At 71.9% G+C, this 23,489-nt stretch carries 24 protein-coding genes; 12 read left to right on the top strand and 12 right to left on the bottom strand.

Features of this window, described 5'->3' with window-relative positions; all coding sequences use genetic code 11:
• Positions 1-79: 79 nt before the first annotated feature.
• The gene (locus tag ACFWNV_RS20510) at positions 80-2,302 is read right to left on the bottom strand and encodes a tetratricopeptide repeat protein (protein ID WP_383948771.1); all 2,223 of its coding nucleotides are present in this window, start codon (positions 2,300-2,302) and stop codon (positions 80-82) included.
• A 77-nt stretch (positions 2,303-2,379) separates the two neighbouring features.
• Positions 2,380-2,823: a hypothetical protein gene (locus ACFWNV_RS20505; RefSeq protein WP_383948768.1), complete on the bottom strand. Its 444-nt coding sequence runs from the start codon at positions 2,821-2,823 to the stop codon at positions 2,380-2,382.
• Between the two features lie 113 nt (positions 2,824-2,936).
• Between ACFWNV_RS20505 and ACFWNV_RS20500 the strand changes: the two genes are divergently transcribed.
• Positions 2,937-3,494: an MrpF/PhaF family protein gene (locus tag ACFWNV_RS20500; RefSeq protein ID WP_383948765.1), complete on the top strand. Its 558-nt coding sequence runs from the start codon at positions 2,937-2,939 to the stop codon at positions 3,492-3,494.
• A 13-nt stretch (positions 3,495-3,507) separates the two neighbouring features.
• On the opposite strand, the gene ACFWNV_RS20495 is transcribed toward ACFWNV_RS20500, so the two are convergent.
• Positions 3,508-4,308, bottom strand: a complete 801-nt coding sequence (locus ACFWNV_RS20495) for a thioredoxin domain-containing protein (RefSeq protein WP_383948762.1) — start codon at positions 4,306-4,308, stop codon at positions 3,508-3,510.
• A gap of 308 nt (positions 4,309-4,616) precedes the next feature.
• Here ACFWNV_RS20495 and ACFWNV_RS20490 point away from each other — a divergent pair, with 308 nt between their 5' ends.
• Positions 4,617-6,311 carry a lytic transglycosylase domain-containing protein gene (locus ACFWNV_RS20490; RefSeq protein ID WP_383948759.1) on the top strand — a complete coding sequence of 565 codons (1,695 nt, stop codon included), beginning with the start codon at positions 4,617-4,619 and terminating at the stop codon, positions 6,309-6,311.
• Between the two features lie 75 nt (positions 6,312-6,386).
• On the opposite strand, the gene ACFWNV_RS20485 is transcribed toward ACFWNV_RS20490, so the two are convergent.
• From ACFWNV_RS20485 to ACFWNV_RS20470, 4 genes are all read right to left on the bottom strand, one after another.
• The gene (locus ACFWNV_RS20485) at positions 6,387-6,977 is read right to left on the bottom strand and encodes a hypothetical protein (protein ID WP_383948756.1); all 591 of its coding nucleotides are present in this window, start codon (positions 6,975-6,977) and stop codon (positions 6,387-6,389) included.
• A gap of 62 nt (positions 6,978-7,039) precedes the next feature.
• On the bottom strand, positions 7,040-7,921 hold the full coding sequence (locus ACFWNV_RS20480; protein WP_383948753.1) for an alpha/beta fold hydrolase: 882 nt from the start codon (positions 7,919-7,921) through the stop codon (positions 7,040-7,042).
• Entirely contained in the window at positions 7,918-8,514 is a 597-nt protein-coding gene (locus ACFWNV_RS20475) for a TetR/AcrR family transcriptional regulator (protein WP_383948750.1), read from the bottom strand. Before ACFWNV_RS20475 ends, ACFWNV_RS20480 begins: the two co-directional genes overlap by 4 nt.
• A gap of 236 nt (positions 8,515-8,750) precedes the next feature.
• Positions 8,751-8,954 carry a cold-shock protein gene (locus tag ACFWNV_RS20470; protein ID WP_112451444.1) on the bottom strand — a complete coding sequence of 68 codons (204 nt, stop codon included), beginning with the start codon at positions 8,952-8,954 and terminating at the stop codon, positions 8,751-8,753.
• Between the two features lie 237 nt (positions 8,955-9,191).
• Here ACFWNV_RS20470 and ACFWNV_RS20465 point away from each other — a divergent pair, with 237 nt between their 5' ends.
• From ACFWNV_RS20465 to ACFWNV_RS20450, 4 genes are all read left to right on the top strand, one after another.
• Positions 9,192-10,055 (top strand): menaquinone biosynthetic enzyme MqnA/MqnD family protein, encoded by an 864-nt coding sequence (locus tag ACFWNV_RS20465; RefSeq protein WP_383948747.1) that lies wholly within the window; start codon positions 9,192-9,194, stop codon positions 10,053-10,055.
• Positions 10,056-10,312: 257 nt separating this feature from the next.
• Positions 10,313-11,119: a prepilin peptidase gene (locus ACFWNV_RS20460; RefSeq protein WP_383948745.1), complete on the top strand. Its 807-nt coding sequence runs from the start codon at positions 10,313-10,315 to the stop codon at positions 11,117-11,119.
• 181 nt (positions 11,120-11,300) lie between these two features.
• A complete protein-coding gene (gene mqnC, locus ACFWNV_RS20455; protein ID WP_383948742.1) occupies positions 11,301-12,500 on the top strand; it encodes a cyclic dehypoxanthinyl futalosine synthase in 1,200 nt (399 codons plus the stop codon).
• A 7-nt stretch (positions 12,501-12,507) separates the two neighbouring features.
• Positions 12,508-13,179, top strand: coding sequence for a hypothetical protein (locus ACFWNV_RS20450; protein ID WP_383948739.1), 672 nt, complete (start codon positions 12,508-12,510; stop codon positions 13,177-13,179).
• A gap of 74 nt (positions 13,180-13,253) precedes the next feature.
• On the opposite strand, the gene ACFWNV_RS20445 is transcribed toward ACFWNV_RS20450, so the two are convergent.
• Entirely contained in the window at positions 13,254-13,898 is a 645-nt protein-coding gene (locus tag ACFWNV_RS20445) for a DUF3152 domain-containing protein (RefSeq protein WP_383948736.1), read from the bottom strand.
• 601 nt (positions 13,899-14,499) lie between these two features.
• Between ACFWNV_RS20445 and ACFWNV_RS20440 the strand changes: the two genes are divergently transcribed.
• A complete protein-coding gene (locus tag ACFWNV_RS20440; protein ID WP_383948734.1) occupies positions 14,500-15,195 on the top strand; it encodes a demethylmenaquinone methyltransferase in 696 nt (231 codons plus the stop codon).
• A gap of 15 nt (positions 15,196-15,210) precedes the next feature.
• Entirely contained in the window at positions 15,211-16,122 is a 912-nt protein-coding gene (locus ACFWNV_RS20435) for a glutaminase (protein WP_383948731.1), read from the top strand.
• Between the two features lie 477 nt (positions 16,123-16,599).
• Here ACFWNV_RS20435 and ACFWNV_RS20430 read toward each other — a convergent pair whose 3' ends face one another.
• Positions 16,600-17,130 (bottom strand): GNAT family N-acetyltransferase, encoded by a 531-nt coding sequence (locus tag ACFWNV_RS20430; RefSeq protein ID WP_383948728.1) that lies wholly within the window; start codon positions 17,128-17,130, stop codon positions 16,600-16,602.
• Between the two features lie 104 nt (positions 17,131-17,234).
• On the opposite strand from ACFWNV_RS20430, the gene ACFWNV_RS20425 reads away from it, so the two are divergent.
• Complete coding sequence (locus ACFWNV_RS20425; RefSeq protein ID WP_243339952.1) at positions 17,235-18,518, top strand: geranylgeranyl reductase family protein; 1,284 nt, start codon at positions 17,235-17,237, stop codon at positions 18,516-18,518.
• Here the strand turns inward: ACFWNV_RS20425 and ACFWNV_RS20420 are convergent.
• Complete coding sequence (locus tag ACFWNV_RS20420; RefSeq protein ID WP_383948725.1) at positions 18,484-18,816, bottom strand: hypothetical protein; 333 nt, start codon at positions 18,814-18,816, stop codon at positions 18,484-18,486. The genes ACFWNV_RS20425 and ACFWNV_RS20420 overlap by 35 nt on opposite strands.
• Before the next feature lie 189 nt (positions 18,817-19,005).
• Between ACFWNV_RS20420 and ACFWNV_RS20415 the strand changes: the two genes are divergently transcribed.
• Positions 19,006-20,010: a hypothetical protein gene (locus tag ACFWNV_RS20415; RefSeq protein WP_383948722.1), complete on the top strand. Its 1,005-nt coding sequence runs from the start codon at positions 19,006-19,008 to the stop codon at positions 20,008-20,010.
• 16 nt (positions 20,011-20,026) lie between these two features.
• On the opposite strand, the gene ACFWNV_RS20410 is transcribed toward ACFWNV_RS20415, so the two are convergent.
• Positions 20,027-20,356, bottom strand: a complete 330-nt coding sequence (locus ACFWNV_RS20410) for a hypothetical protein (RefSeq protein ID WP_383948719.1) — start codon at positions 20,354-20,356, stop codon at positions 20,027-20,029.
• Between the two features lie 378 nt (positions 20,357-20,734).
• Here ACFWNV_RS20410 and ACFWNV_RS20405 point away from each other — a divergent pair, with 378 nt between their 5' ends.
• Positions 20,735-21,148 carry a hypothetical protein gene (locus ACFWNV_RS20405; protein WP_383948716.1) on the top strand — a complete coding sequence of 138 codons (414 nt, stop codon included), beginning with the start codon at positions 20,735-20,737 and terminating at the stop codon, positions 21,146-21,148.
• Between the two features lie 251 nt (positions 21,149-21,399).
• Here the strand turns inward: ACFWNV_RS20405 and ACFWNV_RS20400 are convergent, their stop codons facing one another.
• Positions 21,400-22,260 carry a C40 family peptidase gene (locus tag ACFWNV_RS20400; protein WP_383948713.1) on the bottom strand — a complete coding sequence of 287 codons (861 nt, stop codon included), beginning with the start codon at positions 22,258-22,260 and terminating at the stop codon, positions 21,400-21,402.
• Positions 22,261-23,120: 860 nt separating this feature from the next.
• Here ACFWNV_RS20400 and ACFWNV_RS20395 point away from each other — a divergent pair.
• A complete protein-coding gene (locus ACFWNV_RS20395; RefSeq protein WP_030010013.1) occupies positions 23,121-23,480 on the top strand; it encodes an NADH-quinone oxidoreductase subunit A in 360 nt (119 codons plus the stop codon).
• Positions 23,481-23,489: the final 9 nt, after the last annotated feature.

Below are 23,489 nucleotides of genomic sequence, written 5' to 3'. Positions count from 1 at the left end.
GTGCGTGCGCCTCCGTCCGGAGGACGTGGAACTGGTGGTGGGGGAGCCGGCCGCGAACGCCGTGCTGCGCGGTCGAACGTCACGGCTCGTCGGCCTTCCGGCGCCAGTGGGTGAGACCGGCCCGGACGGCGAGGGTGTCGGGGTGGTCCGGGCCCAGGACCCGCAGGTGGTCTTCCAGCACCACGGCGAGCGAGGCGGCGGCCTCGGCCGGATTCCCGGCCTCTCCGAGCCAGGCGGCGAAGTTGGAGCGGCTGATGAGCGTGGTGGGGTGGTCCGGGCCCAGGACGCGCAAGTGGTCCTGTACGAGGGTGGCGAGCGCGGCTGCGGCTGCGGCCGGGTCCCCCGACTTGCCCCGCATGTGCGCGAGGTTGTTCCGGGCGATGAGGGTCTGGGGGTGGTCCGGGCCCAGGACGCGCAGGTGGTCCTGTACGAGGGTGGCGAGCGCGGCCGCGGCTCCGGCCGGATCACCGGTGCTCCCGCACCAGCCGGCCAGGTTGCTGCGGGTGCCGAGGGTGTGGGGGTGGTCCGGGCCCAGGACCCGCAGGTAGTCCTCCAACAGGTGGGCGAACGCGGCCGCAGCCCCGGCCGTGTCCCCCGCCTCCTTGAGCCAGAGGGCGAGGTTGTTCCGGGTGCTGAGGGTGCCCGCATGGTCCGGGCCTAGGAGTCGCAGCTGGTCCTCCAGCAGGGCGCCGAACGCGGCGGCGGCTCCGGCGGGGTCCCCCGCCCTGGCCCGTAGGGCGGCGAGGTTGGACCGGGCGGTGAGGGTGTTGTAGTGGTCGGGGCCCAGCACCCGCAGGGCCTCCTCCAGCACGTGGACGGTGGCCTCCGCCGCCCCCTCGGTGTCCCCCGACTCCCCACGCCAGACGGCGAGGTTGGACCGGCAGGTGAGAGTACTGGGGTGGTCCGGTCCCAGGCGGCGGGTGGCGGTGTTCGTGAGCTGCTGGGTGTGGTGAATGGCGGCGGCCAACTGGCCGGCCCGTCCGAGGCTTTCCCCGAGGCGGTACAGCACCTTGTGGACGGCAGGCTCGTACAGGGCGTCTTCGGCGCACGCGATCAGCGCGGTGGTGTTCGCGCGCAGGGCACTTGCCCGGCCGGCGTCACGTTCGGTGGCGGGCCAGGCGTCGGCCAGGGCGTCGGCCGCGACGAGCGCGAGCAAGGCCCGGTACTCGGGGTCGAGCGGCTCGCGTACGGCCCGCTGGACGATCTGGTGGACACGTACGGTGTGGTGGGCTTCGGCGGGGGAGTGGTCGATCAGGCTCAGCCGGTGCAGGGCGCGCAGGGCACCGGACGCCTCCTCCTCGGTGACCGCCCGAACCTTCCGGGCGGGGCTGTCACGGTGCTCGGCCGATCGGTGGGCCGTGAGGTACCTGAGGGCCGGCTCACCGGTCAGGACCTGCTGCGGGATCCCGTTCGGGTCGAGCATCGCGGCGAGCTCCAGCATGGGGCCGGCCAGACCCGCCGGGCGCAGCACGTTCGCGCGGTCCACGGACAGGGACCAGGCGGCTGTCGCGGGGGTCGACTGGTCGTCGGGCAGGTCGCCTGGCTCGGGGAGCAGATCGACCAACTGGCGTGCGCGGTCGGCCAGGCGGGTGCGGTACTCGGCGGCCGTCAGGTGGGTGTCCGCGAGGTAGGCGGCGGCCTGGGACAGGGCGAGCGGCAGGTAGCCGAGGTCTTCGGCCAGGGCGGCGAGGTCCACGTCGGGTTCGGGGCGGCCCTGGCCGGCCAGGGCCTGCCGGAGGTGGGCGGTGGCCTCGGTCGGGGTGAACCGGTCCACCGGGACCCGGCGGCCGTGGGTGACGAGGGCGGCCTCGCGGCGGCGGGTCGTGACCAGGGTCCGCCCCCGGTCGTGGACGGGCGGCCACAGGGCGCGCAGGTCCCCCGGGACGTCGACGTCGTCCAGGACGATCAGCCAGCGGGGGCGGCCCGGCGCGGGTTCGAGCCAGGCCAGGAACGCCTGCGCCGCCCGCTCCGGGTCGGCGGGGTCGGTGTGCAGGACGTCGGCGGCGGCCCGGGCGTAGGCCTCGATGACGGCCTGACGGGTGGCGGCGGTGACCCAGACCAGGAGGTCGACCTGCCCGTGGGTCCAGGCGTGGCGGGCGTGGTCGGCCGCGAGCTGGGTCTTGCCCACCCCTCCCATCCCGTGCAGGACCTGGCACGGCACGGCGGACCGCAGCTCCCGCGCCTCGGCCCGCTCCTGGAACGACCCGGCCCGGCGGGGGATCACCCCGATCTGGTGCGGCCAGGTGACGGTATGCCGCGCGGCGGCCTGGTAGGTGATCTGGCCGATCTGGTGCGCCGCCACGCTTCCCTGCGCAGCGTGGACCCGCACGCCGCCGGCCGGTGGCGCGTTGGCGGGGAGGCTCGGGAACGCCGGTCCGGTCAGCCCTGGGACGGATCCGGCACCCGAGGGGGGCCGATGTGCGCGCCTCCGTGGAGGACGGCCGCCGCGATCGAACCGCCCTCGGCCTGCACGCTGACGTCCCGCCCGGCGGCCAGTCCGCCGGTTCCGGCGCAGACCCCGCGGGCATCCGCGGTGGCGTCCAGCAGGGCGCGCAGCTCGGTGGCCGCCTGCTCCCGCTCCTCGTCGTCGGTCAGGCCTTCCAGGAGGTCTTCGATGCGGGTCCGCCACACCGTCTCCTGGCGCGCCCGGTCCGATCCGCCCCCGGCCGCGAGTTCGGCCGCGCTCCGGTCCAGCCGCTCCAGCTGCACCCGCTCCAGTTCGCCGTCGCCCCGCCCGAACCACCGGGCGACCCGGTCGCGGACTTCCGTCCACGCGTCCGTCGTCGCGGCCTGTACGACCGCGGCGGCCCCTGCTGCTGCCAACGCTTCCAGTGACTCGGCCAGCACCTCGCGCCCACCCCCGTGTTCCGGTAGCCCGTTCGTCCAAGGGAACGCCGGGCCGCGGCCGTTGGTTCCGGGACCGTCATGATGGGGCCATGACGAATCACGGGGAAGCGCACCACGGGGAACCGCACCACGGGGAAGTGAACGGCGGTCCGGTGATGTGCCCCGGCTGCGGGACCGGGGACACCGTCCCGGTCGCCGAGGTGCGGCGGGGCAAGGATCGGATACGGCTGGCCGTGGCGCCGAACACGACCGGCGACGGCTGTACGAACTTCGTCGAGGGCACCGCGATCGCCGGGCTGGTCGCCTGCGCGGGTGCGTACTACGCCGACGACCGGGGCTGGCCCTGGCTGCTGCCGGTCGGGATCGTCGCCGCGCTGCTCGTGATGGTGGGGACGGTCGCCGTGATCCGGAGCGAGGGCAAGGGCAAGCGGCGGGTGCAGGCCGGCGCCGGCCGGGCGGCCGGGGCCGCCGCGGGGGCCCGGTTCTGCTCCGAGTGCGACGGGGTGTTCTTCCCCTCCGGCGGTCCGTGGGAGGGGGTGGCGACGCCCGAGCGGTTCCGCCACCACGTGTGGACGGCCGGCGGGTACGGGGACCAGCTCGACGAGAAGGCGAAGGCGGCGGGCAAGGCGGCATCCGAGGCGGCCTGACCCGCCCGCTCCGCTACTTCAGTTTGTCCGCGATCAGCTTCTTGAACTCGTCCGGGGTGATCGAGTCGATGCCCTTGCCGGAGTTCACGGTGAGCTTCGTGCCGTTGATGGAGACGTCCGGGGTGCCCTGCATGTTCTGGTCGTAGAAGGCCTGGCCGACCTTCTCGGCCCACGGCATGTAGGTGAGTTCCTTGACCGCCTGGTTGAAGGCGGGCGTGCGCAGCCCCGGGACCTGGTTCGCGAGGTCCAGCAGGGTGGCCGTGGAGCCGAACTTGTCGTCCGATTCCTTCTCCGGGTGGTTCTGGTAGAGCACCTGGAGGTACTCCATGAACTTCTCCGGGCTCTCGTTCACCGCCGCGCCCAGGGCGTTGACCGCCCGCTTGGAGCCCTTGCCGCCGCCGAGCGCCTTGTCCAGGAACGTGGCGAAGTGGTACTCGACGCGGTACGTGCCCGCGTCCGCCTGCTCCTTGAGGGTCTTGCCGAGGCCGATCTCGACGCCCGCGCAGTAGGGGCAGCGCGGGTCGAGCCAGACGGAGAGGACGTTCTTCGCGTCGGCCTTGCCGTACGGGATCACGATCCCGTCCTTGCCGGTGGTGTTGGCCGGCTGGACGAAGGGCTTGCCGGCGGCCTCGTCGTCGGAGCCCGAGGAGTTCGCCGCGTACACGCCGATGCCGATCGCGAGGGCCAGTACGGCGACCAGCGCGCCGCCGATCATCGCGCGTCCGCGCAGCTTGTCGCGGCGGGCCTGGGCCTCGCGCTCCTCGCGCATGCGCTCGCGGGCCTCGCGCCGCTGATCCTTCTTGCTGGTTGCCATTCCCCAAGAATAAAGACCGTAGAGCACTCAAGTAGGTGCCATTGGTGCGAATCGGGCGGGGACCTAAGTCCCTCGGTCCGTATCCGGTGGTCCGCATCCGGCCAAGGTCTCGTGAAGGTCGGGCGAATGGTGTGACACATCTCCCCGGGCGACGGTGAGTCGCGTGCGAAGAACTGATAGACAGTTAACCTCCACGGCCCGTTCGCGGCCGTCCGCACGGGGATTTCGGGGCGTGCGGAGCGACATGTGACTTTTTTACGTTTTACGGGGGCCCGGAGAGGCCGCCGCTCTGGGGGGATCGCCGCACTGTGAAGCCACTTCACCGTCACCTCGTCAACACCTCGCGCAAAGTCATGTGCACGGCCGCCCTCGCGGCCAGCCTGACCACTGCCGCGGTCGTGACCAACACTCCGATCGCGGGCGCGGGGGAAGCCGAACCGACCCCCGACAGCCCCCAGGCCACCGATCGCGGTGACGCCCGGCTGGACCTCCCGGACCTGGTCGCCGACCCGCCGCCCGCGCCCCCCGGCGCCGCCGCCCCCGGCGGGGCCACCGCCGGCATACCCGCGACCGCCCTCGACGCCTACAAGCGTGCCGGGATATCGGTGGCCGCAGCGCTCCCCGGCTGCCACCTGCCCTGGGAACTGCTCGCGGGCATCGGCCGGGTGGAGTCCGTGCACGCCTCCGGCTACGGGCTCAAGGCCGACGGCTACACCGAGAAGCCGATCCGCGGGCCGCGCCTGGACGGCAACGGCTTCGCCGAGATCAAGGACACCGACAGGGGCGAGTGGGACGCGGACGCGGAGTACGACCGCGCGGTCGGCCCGATGCAGTTCATCCCCTCCACCTGGTCCACCTGGGGCGCCGACGGCAACGCCGACGGCAAGCGCGACCCGAACAACATCTACGACGCCGCGCTGGGTGCCGGCCTCTACCTCTGCGCGGGGCAGCGCAACCTGACCGATGCGGGCGACATCGACAAGGCGATCCTCAGCTACAACAGGTCGCGCGAGTACGTGAACACCGTGCTCGGCTACATGCGGCAGTACCAGGCCGGCCAGGGCGCCACCCCGGTGCCGAACCCGCCCTCCGGCAACTACCCGACGCCGAACCCGCCGCAGCTGCCGCCGGCCCCGCCGACGCCCGCGCCGGTCCCGACGCCCACCCCCACGCCGACCCCGACGCCGACCCCCACCCCGACGCCGACGCCGGTCCCGACCCTGGACAAGCTGATCCTGGCCGGTTCCCCCACGCTCACCGCCGAGGCGGGGACCGAGTTCGCGCGCACCCCGCTCATCAAGGCGGTGCTGAGCGACGGCATGCCGGCCGTCGACCAGGCGATCGTGATCTCGGTCGACGACGACACCACCGGCCGCACCGCCTTCGCGGCCGACGGCAAGGACTTCGCGGTCGTGCGCACCAATGCCAAGGGCCTGGTCAGGGTTCCGAAGTTGAAGGCGGGCCCCAAGGCGGGCACCTTCTCCCTCCGCGCCACGGGCTACGCCGTTTCGGTCGAGGTCTCCCTGCGCATCGGCGGCAAGGTCACCCCGGCCAAGCCGGTACCCGTCCCGGAGGCGGACAAGCTGGTCCGCAGCGACACGAACGCCGGCAAGCCGCTCACGGCGGAGGCCGGAACCGGGATCAAGGGCGTGCAGTTCCTGGCGACGGCGAAGGACAAGCCGGTCGCCGGGGCCAAGGCCACGGCAGGGTTCGGGACCAAGGACAAGGACGGCAAGTGGGTCCCGGCGGACCCGGCCAAGGCGGGGGAGACCCCGTACTTCCTGGACAAGGACGCCAAGAAGCTGACGGAGCTGGCGCTCCCGGCAACCGCGGCGGACGGCACGGTCGCCCTGCCCGAACTGTCCACCACGGGCGTCGCCGCAGGCACGTACACGCTCCGCGTGCGGATCTCGGACACGGTGGTCCTCTTCCTGGAGGTCACCGTCACCGCCCCGCCCGCCACCGAGCCCCCGGCCACCGAGCCCCCGGCCCACAAGGCCTAGTACCGCCAGACCCCGGACGCCGCCGGGCCCCGTCACCAGGGGGCTCGGCGGGTCGGTCCCCATTGCCGCGCCCGGTCAGGCGACGGGCACCTTCGAGGCGGCCGCGGCGGTCTCGCGGACGGGGCGGAGCGGGGCGAAGGCGACCAGGAGGAGTGCGGCTCCGAGGGGTATGAAGTCCTTGCCGATCAGGGGCACCAATGCGCTGACGAGGACCAGTACGGGCGCCCACGGCTTCAGGACGCGGCGTGCCGCGAGCTGGGCGACCAGGATCAGTTGGCCCACGAAGAACAGCAGCGGAACGAGCTCGTAGAACACCGGGAGCATGCCGGGTATGTCCTGGATCCTGGTGAACATCTCTTCCATGGCACCCCGGTCCGCCGACATGAAGCCGACCACGAGGTCTATCGCGAACTGCCCCGCCAGGGCCACCGCTCCCGCCGTGCCGGTCCACAGGCCCACGGTGGACAGCCTGCCGCCGCCGGTCATCGTCCGCATCGCGGCGAATCCCTGGACGAAGAGGACCAGCGCGGCCAGGAAGCAGAGGTGGCCGAGGCTCCATGCGAAGCCCGGACCGCGGCTGCCGTCCAGACCGTCGAGCATGCGGATGACGCCGTAGGCACCCATCAGAACAGGGGCTGCGACGAAGGCGGTTCGGGGTGTGGTCATGCGCAAGACGTTACGGAAGCGACACCCTGAGTCGCATCGGGTACCGACCCCCGAGTTGTCCCCTACTTCCGGAAAGCCTGCCCGAGCACCTCACCGAATCCGGCGGGGTGCGTGGTCAGACCGGTGTGCCCGCCGGGGAAGTGCAGCAGTTCGCTGCCGAACCGGTCCGCGAGGAACGCGGCCGTACGGTAGGGCAGCTCGCCCCGGGAGTCCGCCCCGCCGGCGAGCACGAGCCGGTCCGAGACCGCCTCCAGCCGCCCGAGGTCCGGGGAGTAGGCCATGAAGCCCGGCACGATCCGCCCGAGGAAGTAGGGCAGATCGGCCATCGTCCGCGCGGCCCGTGCGGCCGCGGCGGGCGGAAGCTCGGCGGGCGGAAGTTCGGGCCCCGGGGTAGCGGGCGCCTGCCCGTTCCCGTCCGCCTCCCCCTCCTTCTTCAGTCCCGCCGCGAACACGCCCATCGCCGGCACGAGCCCCTCCGCGTCCAGGGTGTCCCGCACGCGGGCGAGGAGCGCGCGGTGCACGGGGGCGTCCGGCAGCACCTCCACCACCGGGGGTTCGTGCGCCACGAGACGTACGAGGCGTTCGGGCCGGGCGGTCAGCAGGTGCAGGGCGGCGATCGCGCCCGAGCTGGAGCCGAAGATCCGGGCGGGCTCGGCGGGCGAGAGTAGATCCAGCAGCCGCAGCGCGTCCTCGGCATGCTCGGCCACGCTCTGTTCGGCCACGCTCCGCCCGGGCTCCGGTGCGTCCAGCGGGCTGCGGGACAGGCCGCGCGGATCGTAGGAGGCGACGGTGTACTCGGCCGCCAGGGCGTCGGCGACTCCGTCGAAGGCGGCCGCGCCGCCGGTCCCGCCCGGGATCAGCAGCAGGAGCGGGCCCCGGCCGCGCACTTCGTAGTGCAGGCACGCACCGGGCACGCGCAGGCGGCCCGTGGTCGGGGCACTCATGCGGAGCCGCCCTCGCGGGGCGCGGGCCAGTGCTTCAGCAGGATGTGCAGGGCGTCGAGGGACCGGACCCAGGAGGCCTGCGGTGTCCGGGCGTGGGCGAAGCCGCCCGAGGCCTCCAGGGCGACGAACCCGTGGAACGTGCTGCGCAGCAGCCGGGCGGCGTCGGTCAGATCGGGTTCCGCCAGTCCGTAGCCGCGCAGCATGCCGTAGGTCAGCGCGACCGCGCGGCGCGGGCCTGCGGCCTTCGCGGCCAGCTCGGGGTCGATCTTGACCGGGGCCTGCGTGGCGGCGTAGCGGCCGGGGAACTTGTGGGCGTACTCCCGCCAGGCGTTGGCGAACGCGATGAGCGCGTCCCGCCCCGCGAGCCCCGCGGTCGCCTCGGCGATGAGCAGGGTCTTCTCGTCCGCCGCCAGCAGGGCGATCCGCCCGCGGAGGTCTTCCAGGCTGCGGACGTGCGCGTAGAGGCTCGCGTCCTGGACCCCGAGCCGCCGCGCGACCTGAGCCATGGTCACCCGGTGCAGCCCGACGTCGTCCGCCACCTCGGCCCCCACGGCGGTGACCTTCTCGGCCGTCAGCCCTACCCGTACGCGCACCACGAATCCTCCCCGTTGCACCTAGGGGCCCTAGGCTACAACGTGGATCACTAGGCACAAGACTAGGAACCCTAGTTTCTGGTCCGGACCGCAGCCGACCCCGGCGGCCGGTCCCCGCAGTCGCCCCCGCCCCGCCCGCCCGGGAAAAGGCAGGAGCCCCGTCGACTCTGCTCGCGCAGAGAAGACAGGGCTCCTTGGGTACTGCATATCCAACCGCGATTGGTTGGCCCAGGCGACTAGGCCGGGGTGACGTTCTCCGCCTGCGGGCCCTTCGGACCCTGGGTGACGTCGAAGTTCACCAGCTGGTTCTCCTCAAGGGAGCGGAAGCCGGCGGCGTTGATCGCGGAGTAGTGGACGAAGACATCCGGGCCGCCGCCGTCCTGGGCGATGAAGCCGAAGCCCTTTTCAGCGTTGAACCACTTGACGGTTCCGGTAGCCATGAGCCCTCCTATGGGCCAAAGGGTCGCCCTGCTCCAGAACCTGCTAAGAAGTCTGAAAACTACAAAAGCCTGCGGGTCACATTCTCCGCAGGCCTCGTACTGCAAGGGAAACCAAACTGCAACTTGCGTCGAGCCTAGCACGCACCTCCCGGCCGAGACCAGAGGGAAAGATCACGTCACTCGGACGTTTGAGACCCGCCAGACGGCTGACGGTGACACGGGGGCTAGTCTCGCGATGTGGACGTCTATCGCAGCCGGCCCCGCGTCGGCCACATTCAGTTCCTGAACTGCCTGCCCCTCTACTGGGGGCTGGCCAGAACCGGCACGCTGCTGGACCTGGAGCTGACCAAGGACACCCCGGAGAAGCTCAGTGCGAGCCTCGTCCAGGGCGGCCTGGACATCGGTCCCATCACCCTCGTGGAGTTCCTGCGCAACGCGGACGAGCTCGTCGCCTTCCCCGACCTCGCGGTCGGCTGCGACGGCCCCGTCATGTCCTGCGTGATCGTCTCGCAGGTCCCCCTGGACCAGCTGGACGGCGCCCGCGTCGCGCTCGGATCCACCTCACGAACGTCCGTACGCCTGGCCCAGCTGCTGCTCGCGGAGAAGTACGAGGTGCGGCCCGACTACTACACCTGCCCGCCCGACCTGGGCCTGATGATGCAGGAGGCCGACGCGGCGGTGCTGATCGGCGACGCCGCGCTGCGCGCCTCCCTGCACGACGCGCCCCGGCTCGGGCTCACCGTCCACGACCTGGGGGCGATGTGGAAGGAGTGGACGGGACTGCCGTTCGTCTTCGCCGTCTGGGCCGCCCGCAAGGACTACCTGGAGCGTGAGCCGGAGGTCGTCCGCAAGGTCCACGAGGCCTTCCTCGCCTCCCGGGACGTGTCCCTGGAGGAGGTCGGCAAGGTCGCCGAGCAGGCGGCCCGCTGGGAGGCCTTCGACGCGGAACTCCTGGAGCGCTACTTCACGACGCTCGACTTCCGCTTCGGCCCCGACCAGCTGGCCGGCGTACGCGAATTCGCGCGGCGGACGGGACTCACGACGGGCTATGCGCCCGATGTGAACGTGGAGCTCCTGCCGGTGACCGTACCGGGGCATTAGCGCGGCTTATGACGGCATTCGCCTTTCCGCTGCATTCCGCTCTGCGGAAAGGCGAATGCCGCCGTTTACCGGGAATGCGTCCCCCTTTCACCGTCCCGTGCGCATCCCCGTGCGCATCCCCGGGCGGTGCCGCCCGGGGGACGACGGAAAGGGTGGGCAGACGCCGGCTGGGGACAACCTCCCCCGCTCCCGCCGCCCCTGCTACCGTCCATCGCCAAGACGCGGCGCGGTGGGGCGGGGCGGGGGCGAGAGCTGACATGGGCATCGCGGGATTCGTGGCCGGGGTCACGCTCTGGGGCGCGCTGACGGGCCTGCTGCTGCCCCGCGCCGCCTACCGGCTCTCCGTCGAGGTGGGCCTGCCCCGGCGCTCCGACTGCCCGGCCGGGCATCCGCTGACCGGCCCCGCCCGAGGCTGGCTGGGCCTCCCGGTGTGCCCGGGGTGCGAGCCCGCGGGCCGGTGGCGGGCCGGCTACGCGCCCGTCGCCGGGTCCGTGCTCGCCTCCGTCCTGGTGTGCCTCGCCCTGGGCGCCGGGGTCGGGGCGCGGCCCGAACTGGCCGCCTGGCTGCTGCTGGCGCCCTTCACCGTCCTGCTCTGCTTCGTCGACCAGGCCGTGCACCGGCTGCCCGACGTGGTGACCCTGCCGCTGGCGGCCCTCACCGCGGCCGCACTCGGGGTGGCCGCCCTGTTCACGGGTACGGGCGGATCCTGGACGCGCGCGCTGCTCGGCGGCCTCGTCCTCGGGGCCGTGTACTTCCTGTTCCACCTCATCTACCCGCCCGGCATGGGATTCGGCGACGTCACCCTGGCCCTGACCGTGGGGCAGATCCTGGGCTGGTACGGGTGGTTCGTGCTGTTCGCGGGCGCTCTCGCCGGGTCCAGCGCGGCCTCCGTGTACGGGTACGTCCGCACCGCCCTGCGCCGGGCGGAGCCCGGGACCCCGCTCGCCTTCGGCCCGTTCATGGCCGGCGGCGCCCTCGCGGGCGTGCTCTACGCGGGCCTGGGCCTGGGGCTGGGGCTCGACCTGGGGTCCGGCCCCGTGCTCGGCGCCGGACCGGTTCCCTGAGCCGGGCTCCCCGTACCGCTCCCCGTACCGCTCCCCGGACCGCTCCGCGAACCGCCCCCTTCGGGACATCCCGCAGGGGGCCAGACCGGGAGCCGGAGGGGCTGGCGTAGGCTGGATCGGTCCGGGATCTCGACCGCAGCCGGGCGCCAGCCGAACGACACAGCCGAAAGGTGACGCACCGGTGACCGACCAGGCCGCTCTCCAGTCAGTCCTCGACCGAGCCGCCACTGGGGGCCGGATCACCCAGGAAGAGGCGCTCGACCTCTACCGGCACGCGCCCCTGCACGCCCTCGGCCAGGCCGCCGACGCGGCCCGCCGGCTGCGCTACGCGGGTACCGAGCACATCGCGACGTACATCATCGAGCGCAACATCAACTACACGAACGTGTGCGTGACGGCGTGCAAGTTCTGCGCCTTCTACGCGGCCCCCAAGGACGCGAAGAAGGGCTGGTCCCGGGACCTCGACGACATCCTGCGCCGCTGCGCGGAGACCGTCGAGCTGGGCGGCACCCAGATCATGTTCCAGGGCGGCCACCACCCCGACTACGGCGTCGAGTACTACGAGCACCACTTCTCCGCCATCAAGCAGGCCTTCCCGCAGCTGGTCATCCACTCCCTCGGCGCCTCCGAGGTCGAGCACATGGCCCGGATCTCCAAGGTGTCGGCGGACGAGGCCATCCAGCGGATCCACGCCGCCGGCCTCGACTCCTTCGCGGGCGCCGGCGCCGAACTGCTCCCGGAGCGGCCGCGCAAGGCGATCGCCCCGCTCAAGGAGTCCGGCGAGCGCTGGCTGGAGATCATGGAGATCGCCCACAAGCTGGGCGTCGAGTCCACCTCCACCATGCTGATGGGCACCGGCGAGACCAACGCCGAGCGCATCGAGCACATCGCGATGATCCGCGACACCCAGGACCGTACGGGCGGCTTCCGCGCCTTCATCCCGTACACCTACCAGCCCGAGAACAACCACCTCAAGGGCCGGACCCAGGCGACCGTCTTCGAGTACCTGCGCATGATCGCCATCGCGCGGCTCTTCCTCGACAACATCGCCCACATCCAGGGCTCCTGGCTCACCGTGGGCAAGGAGGCGGGCCAGCTCTCCCTGCACTACGGCGCCGACGACCTCGGTTCGATCATGCTGGAGGAGAACGTGGTCTCCTCGGCCGGTGCCAAGCACCGCTCGAACCGGATGGAGATCATCGACCTCATCCGCAAGGCCGGCCGCGTCCCCGCGCAGCGCGCCACGACGTACGAGCACCTCCTGGTCCACGACGACCCGGCGAACGACCCGGTCGACGACCGCGTGGTCTCGCACATCTCCTCCACCGCCATCGAGGGCGGCACGGCGCACCCCGAGCTGAAGCTCATCTCCTCGAACTGACACGCCCGTGCTGACGATCCACACCGCCGAACTCCTCGTCACCGGACCGACCGGTTCCGCTACCGGCTCCGGTACCGGAACCGCGCCGCTGCCCCGCGGCGCGGTCCTGGTCGAGGGCGACCGCATCGCCCGGGTGGGCCCGTACGAGGAGCTCGCCGCGGCCTATCCGCACGCGCGCGCCCGCAGCTGGCCCGGGGTGCTGACCCCGGGGCTGCTCGTGCGCGGCGGCGACGAGCTCCTGGAGCGCACGTACTACCCGGACGACCCGTACGAGATCACCGAGCTCGGGGCCGAACCCATCAGCGGCGCCGAGGCGCTGGCGGACCTGAAGATGACCGAGCCGCGCTGGGGCAACAGCGCGCGGCGCGGCACGCAGAAGCTGCTCGCCCGCGGGGTGGTCGCGGTGGCCGGCCGCTTCACCAGCCCGGCCGTCCGGACGGCCGTCGTCCGCTCCGGGCTCACCGTCGTCCCGCCCGCCCCGTACGAGGGCCCGGCCTCCCTGGACCCGCTCGCCGGCCGGACCGCGGCCGAGGAGGCCTTCCACGGAGTCCTGGAAGCGGGCGCTCCGGCCCGGTTCGCGGTCTTCGCGGTCGCCGGCCCGGCGGAGCTGCTGGTCGAGGGCCCGACCAGCTGCGTGGCCACGGTCATCGGCGGCAGGCTGCTCCACCGCCGCCGCTGAGCGGAACGGCCGGGAAGTCCGGGCGGACCGGGTGGTCCGGGCGTTCCGGGAAGCCCGGGCGGTCCGGGCGCGACTCAGGGGACGCTGGGGCCCCTCGTGTAGTTGCCCTTCGCGTCGAACGGCCAGGCATTGGACCGGCAGCCCAGCAGGCCCCTGATCTGCTGCATCATCGCCGGTGCGGGCAGCCCCGGTCCGGGGCAGGTCTCGTGTCCGTGGCCCAGTTCGTGGCCCACCTCGTGATTGATGATCAGTGCCCGGTAGTCGGCGGGCGACCCGTCGAACTGCGGCGAACCGAGCAGCCAGCGCCGGAGGTTGACGATCACCTCGTGCCCGGCGCGGCAGTTCGTCTCGCCCTTCAGCTCCGCGGTCACCACCTCGCACATCCGGTCCGTGGTGGCCGGCGTGGCGATCCGTACCGTGAACTCCACCGGCCCGGACCCGGTCAGCCGGAACGCGACCGCGGGATCGGCGGTCCAGCCGCGCCGGTCGCCCAGGACGGCGTCGACGGCGCGCGCGGCCTCGTCCGGATCGATGCCCGTGCCGTCCTCGGCCTCGACGCGGTAGCGCCGTACGGTGCCGGAACCGTGTACGGGCCCCGAGGCGGTGGATGCCCGGAAGGTGCCGGGGCCCGTCTCGGGAACCGTGGCCGGGGCGGCCGGGGACACCACCGCGGGTGGCGCCGACGGCGACACCGGAGGTGACGGCGTGGGTACGGTCACCGGCCCGGAGGGTGCGGGCGGCCCGGACTCCGGCGCCGACGGGGCGGAAAGCTGCGCACCCGGGTCGGCGCCCCGGGGCAGCAGCCCCACCACCAGAGCCACCACGGCGACGGCGCCCGAGCACAGCAGTAACGGGAGCACGAACCGGGCGGGCCGGCGGCGGCCCCGTCGGCGGCCTCCCCGGGCGGATGCGCGGAGGGAAGCACGGGCGGAAGCGCGGGCGGAAGCACGGGGGGAAGCGCGGAGGGAAGCACGGGGGGATGCGCGAGGGTTGGGGCGTGCGGGCGTGCGGTCGGTGCGATGTTTCGTCATGACTGGGTCCATGATCATGCGGAAGTGGGCGGCCTCTTCGCCCTACCAGACGTCCGCAGCCCCGGATCGTTGCCCGGTGTGACGGGCGCCACGCCACGCCGCCGCTCCACGACCACCTCTCGTACGCGCCCGGGACGTACCCGGGACGGCCCCCGGCGGTCCGGGCGGCCGGGGCGGGCGGGCGCGGGAGAGGGTAGGCCTGCGAGAATGACGGTGCACCCGCCGGACCGTCCGTCTGTCCGGTCGGCGGTCCGCAGCACCCGTACCCGTACCCGAGGGGCCAACGCCAGTGACCAGCGCTTCCCTGGACAAGCAGCCGCACGAAGTCGCCTCCATGTTCGACGGCGTGGCCGCGAACTACGACCTCACCAACGACGTCCTCTCCCTCGGACAGGCCCGCCTGTGGCGCAAGGAGGTCGCCAAGGCGGTCGGCGCCCGCCCCGGACAGCTGGTCCTCGACCTGGCCGCCGGCACGGCCACGTCCTCGCTGCCCTTCGCCGCGACCGGTGCGTACGTCGTGCCCTGCGACTTCTCCCTCGGCATGCTCCGCGAGGGCAAGAAGCGCAACCCCTGGCTCCCGCTGACCGCGGGCGACGCCACGAAGCTCCCCTTCAAGGACGACGTCTTCGACACCGTCACCATCTCCTTCGGCCTGCGCAACGTCCAGGACACCGACGCCGCCCTGCGCGAGCTGCACCGGGTCACGAAGCCCGGCGGCCAGGTCGTCATCTGCGAGTTCTCGCAGCCCACCTGGGCCCCCTTCCGGACGGTCTACACCGAGTACCTGATGCGTGCGATGCCGCCGGTGGCCCGCGCCGTGTCCTCCAACCCCGACGCGTACGTCTACCTCGCCGACTCCATCCGCGCCTGGCCCGACCAGCCCGCGCTGGCCGGCCTGCTGCAGAAGGCCGGCTGGTCCAAGGTGGCCTGGCGCAACCTGAGCGGCGGCATCGTGGCCCTCCACCGCGGCACCAAGCACGCGTAGTACGGGGCCCCGGAGATGGACTACCAGGCCCTGCTGGAGCAGGTCGCCACCGACATCGCCCCGCTGATCGGCAGCGGCACCACCGCCGAGTACATCCCGGCGCTGGCATCCGTGGACCCCCGGCAGTTCGGGATGGCCATCGCCGACCTCGACGGCAACGTGTACGGAGTCGGGGACTGGAAGACCCCCTTCTCCACCCAGTCCATCACCAAGGTCTTCGCACTGGCCCTCGCGCTCGCCGAGGGCGGCGACAGCCTCTGGGAGCGGGTCGGCCGGGAACCCTCCGGCAACCCGTTCAACTCCCTCGTGCAGCTGGAGTACGAGAACGGCATCCCCCGCAACCCCTTCATCAACGCGGGCGCGCTCGTCGTCACCGACCGGCTGCAAACGCTGACCGGCGACGCGAGCAGCGAACTCCTGCGCTTCCTCCGGGAGGAGAGCCAGAACCCCGACGTCGCCTTCGACCCGGAGGTCGCCGCCTCCGAACAGGAACACGGAGACCGCAACGCGGCCCTCGCCCACTTCATGGCCGCCTACGGGAACATAGACAACCCGGTACCCATGCTGCTGGAGCACTACTTCTGGCAGTGCTCCATCGAGCTGAGCTGCGCCGACCTCGCCCGGGCCGGCCTCTTCCTGGCCCGGCACGGGCTGCGCGCCGACGGCTCCCGGCTGCTGACGCGCAGCGAGGCGAAGCAGGTCAACGCGGTGATGCTGACCTGTGGGACGTACGACGCGGCGGGGGAGTTCGCCTACCGGGTGGGCCTGCCCGGCAAGAGCGGTGTCGGCGGGGGCATCGTCGCGGTCGTGCCCGGCGCGTGCACGCTGGCCGCGTGGAGCCCCGGCCTGGACCCCCAGGGCAACTCCGTCGCCGCGGTGGCCGCCCTGGACCGCTTCACGACCCTGACGGGCCTTTCCGTCTTCTGATTCTTGACGCACCGCTGCGCCGGACTCCGTTCGGCGGTGGCCTGGTCGGGGCTGCCGCCACGGCCGTCCCGGCTCGGGGTTCGGTGGTCGGGTGCGGCTGGTCGGCCCTGCGGGGCGAGGTCCCCTACCCGCCCTTCCTCCGTTCCCCGGGCTCCGCCCGGACCCTTGCCGTGTGCGGCGCCGTTGCCGGGGGCCAGCCCCCGGACCCCCGCTCCTCAAACGCCGGAGGGGCTGGATATGGCCGGGGCGGAGCTGGACGGCGCGGAGCGCCGTTTCAGCCTCGCCGGCGTTTGAGGCGCGGGGTCCGGGGCGGAGCCCCAGGGGGTCCGGGCGCAGCCCGGTGCCCCGCTTCCAGCCCGTCCGGCGTTTGAGGACCGGGTCCGGGCAGCGCCCGGGGAACGGTGGAAGGGCGGGTAGGGGACAGCCCCGCGCAGCGGCAAGGGGTGCGGCGGGGGCTCCGCCCCGCGCAGCGGGGGGTTAGGCGGGTTGGAGGGTCAGGGCGTAGCGGCGGGCGGTGCGGGGGCCGCCGGGGATCGGGGTGCGGGACGCCAGGGTCATGCCCAGGCGTTCCGCCACCGCGATCGAGCGGACATTCGCATCGTCGACCATCGCGACGACATCCCGCACCCCAGCCCCCCGCACCCGCTCCAACGCCGCCAGCGCAGCCGCGTACGCATACCCCCGCCCCCACGCGGAGCGAGCGAGCCGCCAGCCGATCTCGATCTCTCCGACGGGGCCCCACCCCTTGGACTCGGGCCACGGCTGGGCTCCGGTGAAGCCGATGACCTCACCGTCCTCGTCCAGGAGCGTCCACAGGCAGAAGCCCAGCCGGGCGTCGTGCATCCGCTGCCGGGCGGTGATTTCCTCGTAGAAGGAGAGCTCGGCCGGGCCGCCGAGGAACTCCATGACGTCGGGGTCGTGGAAGACCCGGTGCCAGGCGTGCGCGTCCTCGTCCGTGGGCACACGGAGCTGGACGGCGGGGAGCGGCCGGGTCGGCGAGGTGGTCACAGGGGCAGCCCTTCGGATCGCGATCTCTCTCGCTGCATAGACTGCACACGTTCTCGTGCCGTTGGGCACCCTTTATCGAGTTGTCGAGCCTTCGGGAGACCGCCGTGACCGAGCCCCTCTCCGAGCACTCCGCGGACGTGATCGTCGTCGGGGCCGGGCCCGCCGGCTCTACCACCGCGTATTACCTGGCCAAGGCCGGACTTGACGTCCTGCTCCTGGAGAAGACCGCGTTCCCGCGCGAGAAGGTCTGCGGCGACGGCCTGACCCCGCGCGCCACGAAGCAGCTCGTGTCGATGGGCATCGACATCTCCGAAGAGGCCGGCTGGCTGCGCAACAAGGGTCTGCGGATCATCGGCGGCGGCCAGCGGCTCCAGCTGGACTGGCCCGAGCTGGCCTCCTTCCCGGACTACGGACTCGTCCGCAAGCGAGACGACTTCGACGAGACCCTGGCCCGCCAGGCGCAGAAGGCCGGCGCCCGGCTGTACGAGCGCTGCAACGTCGGCGAGCCCGTGCGCGATCCCCGTACCGGCCACATCACCGGAGTGACGGCGAAGCTCGGCGAGGAGAAGACCCCGGTCACCTTCAGCGCCCCGCTGGTGGTCGCCGCCGACGGCAACTCCTCCCGGCTGTCCCTGGCGATGGGCCTGCACCGGCGCGAGGACCGCCCGATGGGCGTGGCCGTACGCACCTACTTCACCTCGCCCCGGCACGACGACGACTACCTGGAGTCCTGGCTGGAGCTGTGGGACCGGCGCGGGGCCGAGGACCGGCTGCTGCCCGGCTACGGCTGGATCTTCGGCATGGGCGACGGCACCTCCAACGTCGGCCTCGGCATCCTCAACTCCTCCTCCGCCTTCAAGGAGCTGGACTGGCGCGAGGTCCTCAAGGCCTGGTGCGCCTCGATGCCGGAGGACTGGGGCTACACCCCCGAGAACATGACGCAGCCCATCCGCGGCGCGGCCCTGCCGATGGCCTTCAACCGGCAGCCGCACTACACCAAGGGGCTGCTGCTCGTCGGTGACGCGGGCGGGCTCGTCAACCCGTTCAACGGCGAGGGCATCGCCTATGCGATGGAGTCGGGCCAGATCGCCGCCGACGTCATCGTGCAGGCGCACTCCCGCGCCACCCCGGCCCTGCGCGAACTGACCCTGCACAGCTACCCGAAGGTCCTGAAGGAGACCTACGGCGGCTACTACACCCTGGGCCGCGCCTTCGTGAAGCTCATCGGCAACCCGAAGATCATGAAGATCGCCGCCCAGCGCGGCCTGAGCCACCCCGTGCTGATGAAGTTCACCCTGAAGATGCTGGCCAACCTGACCGACCCCACGGGAGGCGACGCGATGGACCGCGTCATCAACGGCCTTTCGAAGGTCGCCCCCAAGGCCTGAGCCTGACCGGGCGCGCCTCGCGCGGGGTCTCGTACGGAGTCTCGTACGCGGGCTCCGACGCGGGGGCGTCCGGGCCGTGGACCTGGCGGATGCAGCGGGTCAGGAGGACCAGGCCGCAGAGCATCAGGGTTCCCGAGGCCGTCCAGTCCAGGGTGAGGGTGAGCGGGGAGCCGGGTTTCTGCCAGGGGCGGGTGGTGGTCAGCAGCCAGCCGCCGAGGGAGAGCAGGCCGAGCCCGGCCGCGGCCGGGACGGCACCGGCACCGGCGCCGGGGGTTTCGTCGGACGGACTGGTCGTCACGGATCACCACTTCCTGGGGCGACTCGGGCGCGCTCGCCCGTGGCCATCTTCGCAGGGCGCCGCCGGTTCGGCACGAGGTGCCCGCCAGGCGGGACGGGGCTGCAAGTCGGTTTCCAGGCAAGAAGATTGGCTGACCAGCTGGTGAGAAGGCCTTGTCCCGGTACCGGACGGCCTGTTGAATTTCCGAGAGTGAACAGGTCTTCCGGCATACGCTCCCGTCCGCTCCTCCGTCCCGCCCTCCGTCCCGTCCTCCCGGCCGCCGTCCTGCTGGCGCTCGTCCTGGCCGGCTGTTCGGATCCCGACGGCGGTGGCGGCGCGCACGGCGAGCCGGAGCTCGGCGAGGTGGCCGTCGCCCCGGCCGCCGCCTCGATCTCGCTGCCCCTCGACGCGTACACGGACACCGACGCCGAGACGGTCCGCATGGGGCAGGTGCAACAGCGGCTGCTCTCCCGCTGCATGGCCCGGTACGGGTTCCCGTACGAGGAGGTCAGGCCCTCCGATCCGGCCGGGGCCCAGGGGCCCGAGGGCCGGCACCAGGTCCTCTTCGGAGCGGCCGATCCGGAGTTCGCGGCGGCCCACGGCTACGACCTGACCGCGGGCAAGGGCCGGCCGGTCAAGCCCCCGGCCGCCCCGCTGAGCGAGAGCGCCACCCTCGTCATGCACGGCGAACGGCCGGGCGGGGCCGAGGGCGCCGCGCAGCCCCCGGACGCCGCGAACGAGGAAGAGGCCGCGAAGGTGGACAGCGGCATCGACGTCGGCGGGCAGAAGGTGCCGCCCGGCGGATGCATCCGCGAGGCGTACCGCAAGCTGTACGCGCCGACGAAGGACAGCGTGGACCTGCTGTTCCCGTTCGGGCTGGCATCGGAGGCGCACGAACGCTCCAAGAGCGATTCGCGGGTGGCCGCGGTGCTGAAGAACTGGTCGGCGTGCATGGGGAAGTCCGGGTACACCGGCCTGAAGGATCCCTACGAGGTCGTCCAGAAGCTGGGCCTGGAGGCCGATCCGGGCGGGCCCAAGGCCGTCACCGCGGCCAAGGCCGACGTCGCCTGCAAGCGCGAGGTGAACCTGGTGGGCATCTGGGCGGCGGTGGAGACGGCGTACCAGAAGCGGCTGGTGGAGGAGCAGGCCGAGACCCTCGCGCTGTACAAGAAGCAGCGCGAGGCCCGGTACCGGCTGGCGGCCGGGCTCTCCTGAGCCGCGCACGGGCCCTTCAGGAGGGCCGGGGCAGGCAGGTGCGGAAGGCGTCGAGGCGGTCCCTCTTGAGGGACTGCCACTGCTCGGAGGTGCCCCCCTCCTTCTGGCCAGCCTCGCCGGTGACCGGATCCGGGTCCGGATACCAGGAGACGCCGTGCTCCCGCATGCACGCGGAACCCTTGCGCGCGGCGGCGAGTTCCTCCGGACTCACCTGGACGGGGGCGGGCGTCGGGGGGAGCAGGGACAGGCAGGCGTTCTGCGCCTCGGGGTAGCGCGGGCTCTCCTTCTCCACGAAGTGCGGCGCGCCGTTCTCCCCGTAGGAGACGGTCATTCCGTGCTGTTCCATGCACCGGTAGAACGGGATGTCACCCGACGGGATCGAGGGCGCGGCGGTGGCCCCGGGTGTTCCCGCTGCGGAGTTCTTCCCCGGAACTGCTCCGCCACCGCATCCGGTCAGTGCGAGGCACAAAAGGAGTGACGAGGATATTTCGCGTACACGCACGAGGTCGTTTCCCTTGCGGTCGGCGGAGTGGAGGGGGCGCGTCCGTGTGGGGGAGGGGCGGAAGGCCGCGGGAGAGCGTAAGCGGATGCCGACCGAGCCGACAAGTCCGGTACGCGCCATGGTGGTTATGGCCTGATCAGCCGAGAAGAAGCTTGCTTCGCAGGAGTCCGGAGGGTTTAATCCCGGCCGGAATCAATTCCCTGAAGATGGAGAAAAAGACTCATGAGCAAGGCACTTAACCGAATTGCCGCCGGCTGCGCCGCCGCGGTATCCGTGGGCGTCGTTCTTCTGGCGGCGGCCGGACCGGCGGCCGCCAACACACCGAAGGACGGCTATCTGGAAGCCAGTGAGTTCGGCCTTTACTACAACTCCAACCAAGGCGGTTGTGTCTTCGACCTGCTGGCCTCGGACTGGAACTTCTACAACGACCTCTTCATCGGGCCGGAGGGCTGCGCCGGCCGGAACCGGGTGACGAACGACGACACCGCGTCGTACCGCAATCGGGACACCTACACGTGGAAGGTGGGCACCGACCCCAACCTCGCCGGTCTGGTCGGCGCGCTCCCCCCGGGTTACGTGGGCAACGCCAGCACCAACTTCAAGAACAAGATCACCTCGGCCACGTTCCTCGACTGACGGAGCGGCACACAGAACGACGCACGGAACGGCGCACCGAACGGCACACCGAACGGCGCACCGAACGACGCACGGAGCGGCGTACGGAACGCCGCGCGGCTCAGAGGCCCCTCACGGCCCCTCACGCCCCTCGGGGCCTCCGGGCGCCGCCAGGAGCCCCAGGACGGCCGAAAGGCCGGTACTCCACCCCCGAGCGGGGGAGTACCGGCCTTTCGTGCGTCCTGGGAGCGGCCCGGGACTGCGGGGAGATGTCAGAGGACGCGCACGGCGCCCGTCGGCTTGTCGTAGCTCATGGAGCGCTCGACGATGCCGGTGCTGGGGTTCTGCGCGCCGACGAACTTGCCGCCGCCGACGTAGACGGCGACGTGGTACGCGCTGCCCTTGGAGCCCCAGTACAGGATGTCGCCCGGCTGGAGGGCGCTCAGGGAGACCGAGGTGCCGGCCGAGGACTGCGCCTGCGACATGCGCGGCAGGCTGATGCCGGCCTGGCGGTACGCGGCCTGGACCAGACCCGAGCAGTCGAACGAGGACGGGCCGGTGCCGCCCATGACGTACGCCTTGCCGACCTGCGCGCGGGCGAAGTTCACGATGGCGGCGGCGGAGCCGGTCGCGGGGGCCGTGACGGTGCCCTTGCCCTGCGAGGACCCCGCGGAGGAGGAGCCGCCGGAGTTGGATCCGGAGTTGCTCTGGATCGGGGCGCGGGCCGCGCTGCGGTTGGCGCGCTCGGCCTCGGCCTTGCGGTCCGCCTCGGCCTTCGCCTTGGTCTCGGCGTCGGCCTTCTGCTGGGCGTCGGCCTTCAGCTGCTTGGCCTCGGCGGCGGCGCCCGTGCGGGCGGTCTCCTCCAGGGCGTTGAGCTCGCCGTCGACGGCGGCGGCGCGGGTGTTCTCCGCGGCCTTGGCCACGGACGAGGACACCTCGGCGCTCAGGTCCAGGTTGAGGACCGGCATTTCGAGGGTGGTCTCGTGCACGGGCTCGGCGGAGGGGGTGGCGCTCGCCGTGCCGGCCATGGCCAGGGTGCTGAGGACGCCACCGGCAACTCCGGCGCGGACCGCGAGCTTCGAGGCGCTGCGGCGGGGCTTCCGGTGGCTGGGTATGTGAGCGGTGAGGGACATGGGTCAACCGCTATCAGGGCCTCGCGGTTCCGTTCAAGAAACGTGGTCTGCGCCACAGTTGTGCGCGAAGCGGGCTAACCGGGCGCGTCGGACCTCTTATTGACGCCGTAACGGGCGAATCGGACAGTCGTCCGCAAGGCTGTGATCATGGGGTTTCACCAATAAGTCCGAATTGATCCCGGGCCTACCATCCACCTGCACAGATGGCCAAGCCCCCTTTCGGTACCGAGAATTCCGAGTGGCGCAGGTCACAGAAGCGTCACGCGATGCGGACGCTGTGGCCCTCCTGTGATCGAACCGTGAACTCGCCGCCGGGTCGACGGCGGGCCGGGGCGGCCCCGCGATCGCCTCCCGCTCGCATCCCGACGGCTCGCGACCGCTCGCGGCGCGGTCGCCGGCTCGTCCCCGGAGTCGTCCCCGCGGTCGTCCGCACCGGCTCCTCGAAGCGCCACTTCCCCGACTTCGTGAACGCATGCACGCGTCCACTCCCGTACGCGCGAGGTCCCCCGACCGGGGGACGCCGATCCCTTTATCATCACGCACCCCACCGTGCCAATTTGCGTGCAGTGGCCACGATTTGATAGTGCAACAGGCCCTCCACCTGCGACGACAGGTGCGGATGTCACCTTTGGTGATCATGTGGATGCTTCACGTATGAAGATCACCACTCATTGGGCTTCATGATCGTTCGTCAGGTGGTGGAGATCACAAACTCGTTGTTGTAACCCGTGTCGCAGATCACAGATGGGCGGGCATAAGATGCGCACCAGTCCGGCTTGTGAACTGCCTCACATGCGAGGCGGGGCGCGCGGCGCCGGCAGCGGTCCAACGGTCAAGGACGACTGGAAGGAGCGAGGAGCGTGAATGCGTACGCGCCCATCCTCGTGCTCGGCGCCCTCGGCGCAGGGTTTGCGATCTTCTCCGTGGTCATGGCCACGCTGATCGGTCCAAAACGGTACAACCGGGCAAAACTTGAAGCGTACGAGTGCGGCATCGAGCCCACTCCCATGCCCGCCGGCGGCGGCCGCTTCCCCATCAAGTACTACCTGACGGCGATGCTCTTCATCGTCTTCGACATCGAGGTTGTCTTCCTCTACCCCTGGGCGGTCACCTTCGACTCGCTGGGGATCTTCGGGCTCGTCGAGATGCTCCTCTTCGTGCTCACCGTCTTCGTCGCCTACGCCTACGTATGGCGCCGCGGCGGCCTGGAATGGGACTGAGGGGCTGAA

It is taken from the genome of Streptomyces sp. NPDC058401 (assembly GCF_042722885.1).
GTDB lineage: Bacteria > Actinomycetota > Actinomycetes > Streptomycetales > Streptomycetaceae > Streptomyces.
Note: the sequence above shows the minus strand (reverse complement) of the source record. Positions and strands in the feature narration are given on the sequence as shown.

What these genes read in the sequence shown, in the direction of transcription:
- ACFWNV_RS20500 (WP_383948765.1), top strand. Translation starts at nt 2,937, where the DNA reads ATGACGAATCACGGGGAAGCGCACCACGGGGAACCGCACCACGGGGAA.
- ACFWNV_RS20495 (WP_383948762.1), bottom strand. Translation starts at nt 4,308, where the DNA reads ATGGCAACCAGCAAGAAGGATCAGCGGCGCGAGGCCCGCGAGCGCATG.
- ACFWNV_RS20485 (WP_383948756.1), bottom strand. Translation starts at nt 6,977, where the DNA reads ATGACCACACCCCGAACCGCCTTCGTCGCAGCCCCTGTTCTGATGGGT.
- ACFWNV_RS20480 (WP_383948753.1), bottom strand. Translation starts at nt 7,921, where the DNA reads ATGAGTGCCCCGACCACGGGCCGCCTGCGCGTGCCCGGTGCGTGCCTG.
- ACFWNV_RS20470 (WP_112451444.1), bottom strand. Translation starts at nt 8,954, where the DNA reads ATGGCTACCGGAACCGTCAAGTGGTTCAACGCTGAAAAGGGCTTCGGC.
- ACFWNV_RS20460 (WP_383948745.1), top strand. Translation starts at nt 10,313, where the DNA reads ATGGGCATCGCGGGATTCGTGGCCGGGGTCACGCTCTGGGGCGCGCTG.
- ACFWNV_RS20435 (WP_383948731.1), top strand. Translation starts at nt 15,211, where the DNA reads ATGGACTACCAGGCCCTGCTGGAGCAGGTCGCCACCGACATCGCCCCG.
- ACFWNV_RS20410 (WP_383948719.1), bottom strand. Translation starts at nt 20,356, where the DNA reads ATGGAACAGCACGGAATGACCGTCTCCTACGGGGAGAACGGCGCGCCG.
- ACFWNV_RS20405 (WP_383948716.1), top strand. Translation starts at nt 20,735, where the DNA reads ATGAGCAAGGCACTTAACCGAATTGCCGCCGGCTGCGCCGCCGCGGTA.
- ACFWNV_RS20400 (WP_383948713.1), bottom strand. Translation starts at nt 22,260, where the DNA reads ATGTCCCTCACCGCTCACATACCCAGCCACCGGAAGCCCCGCCGCAGC.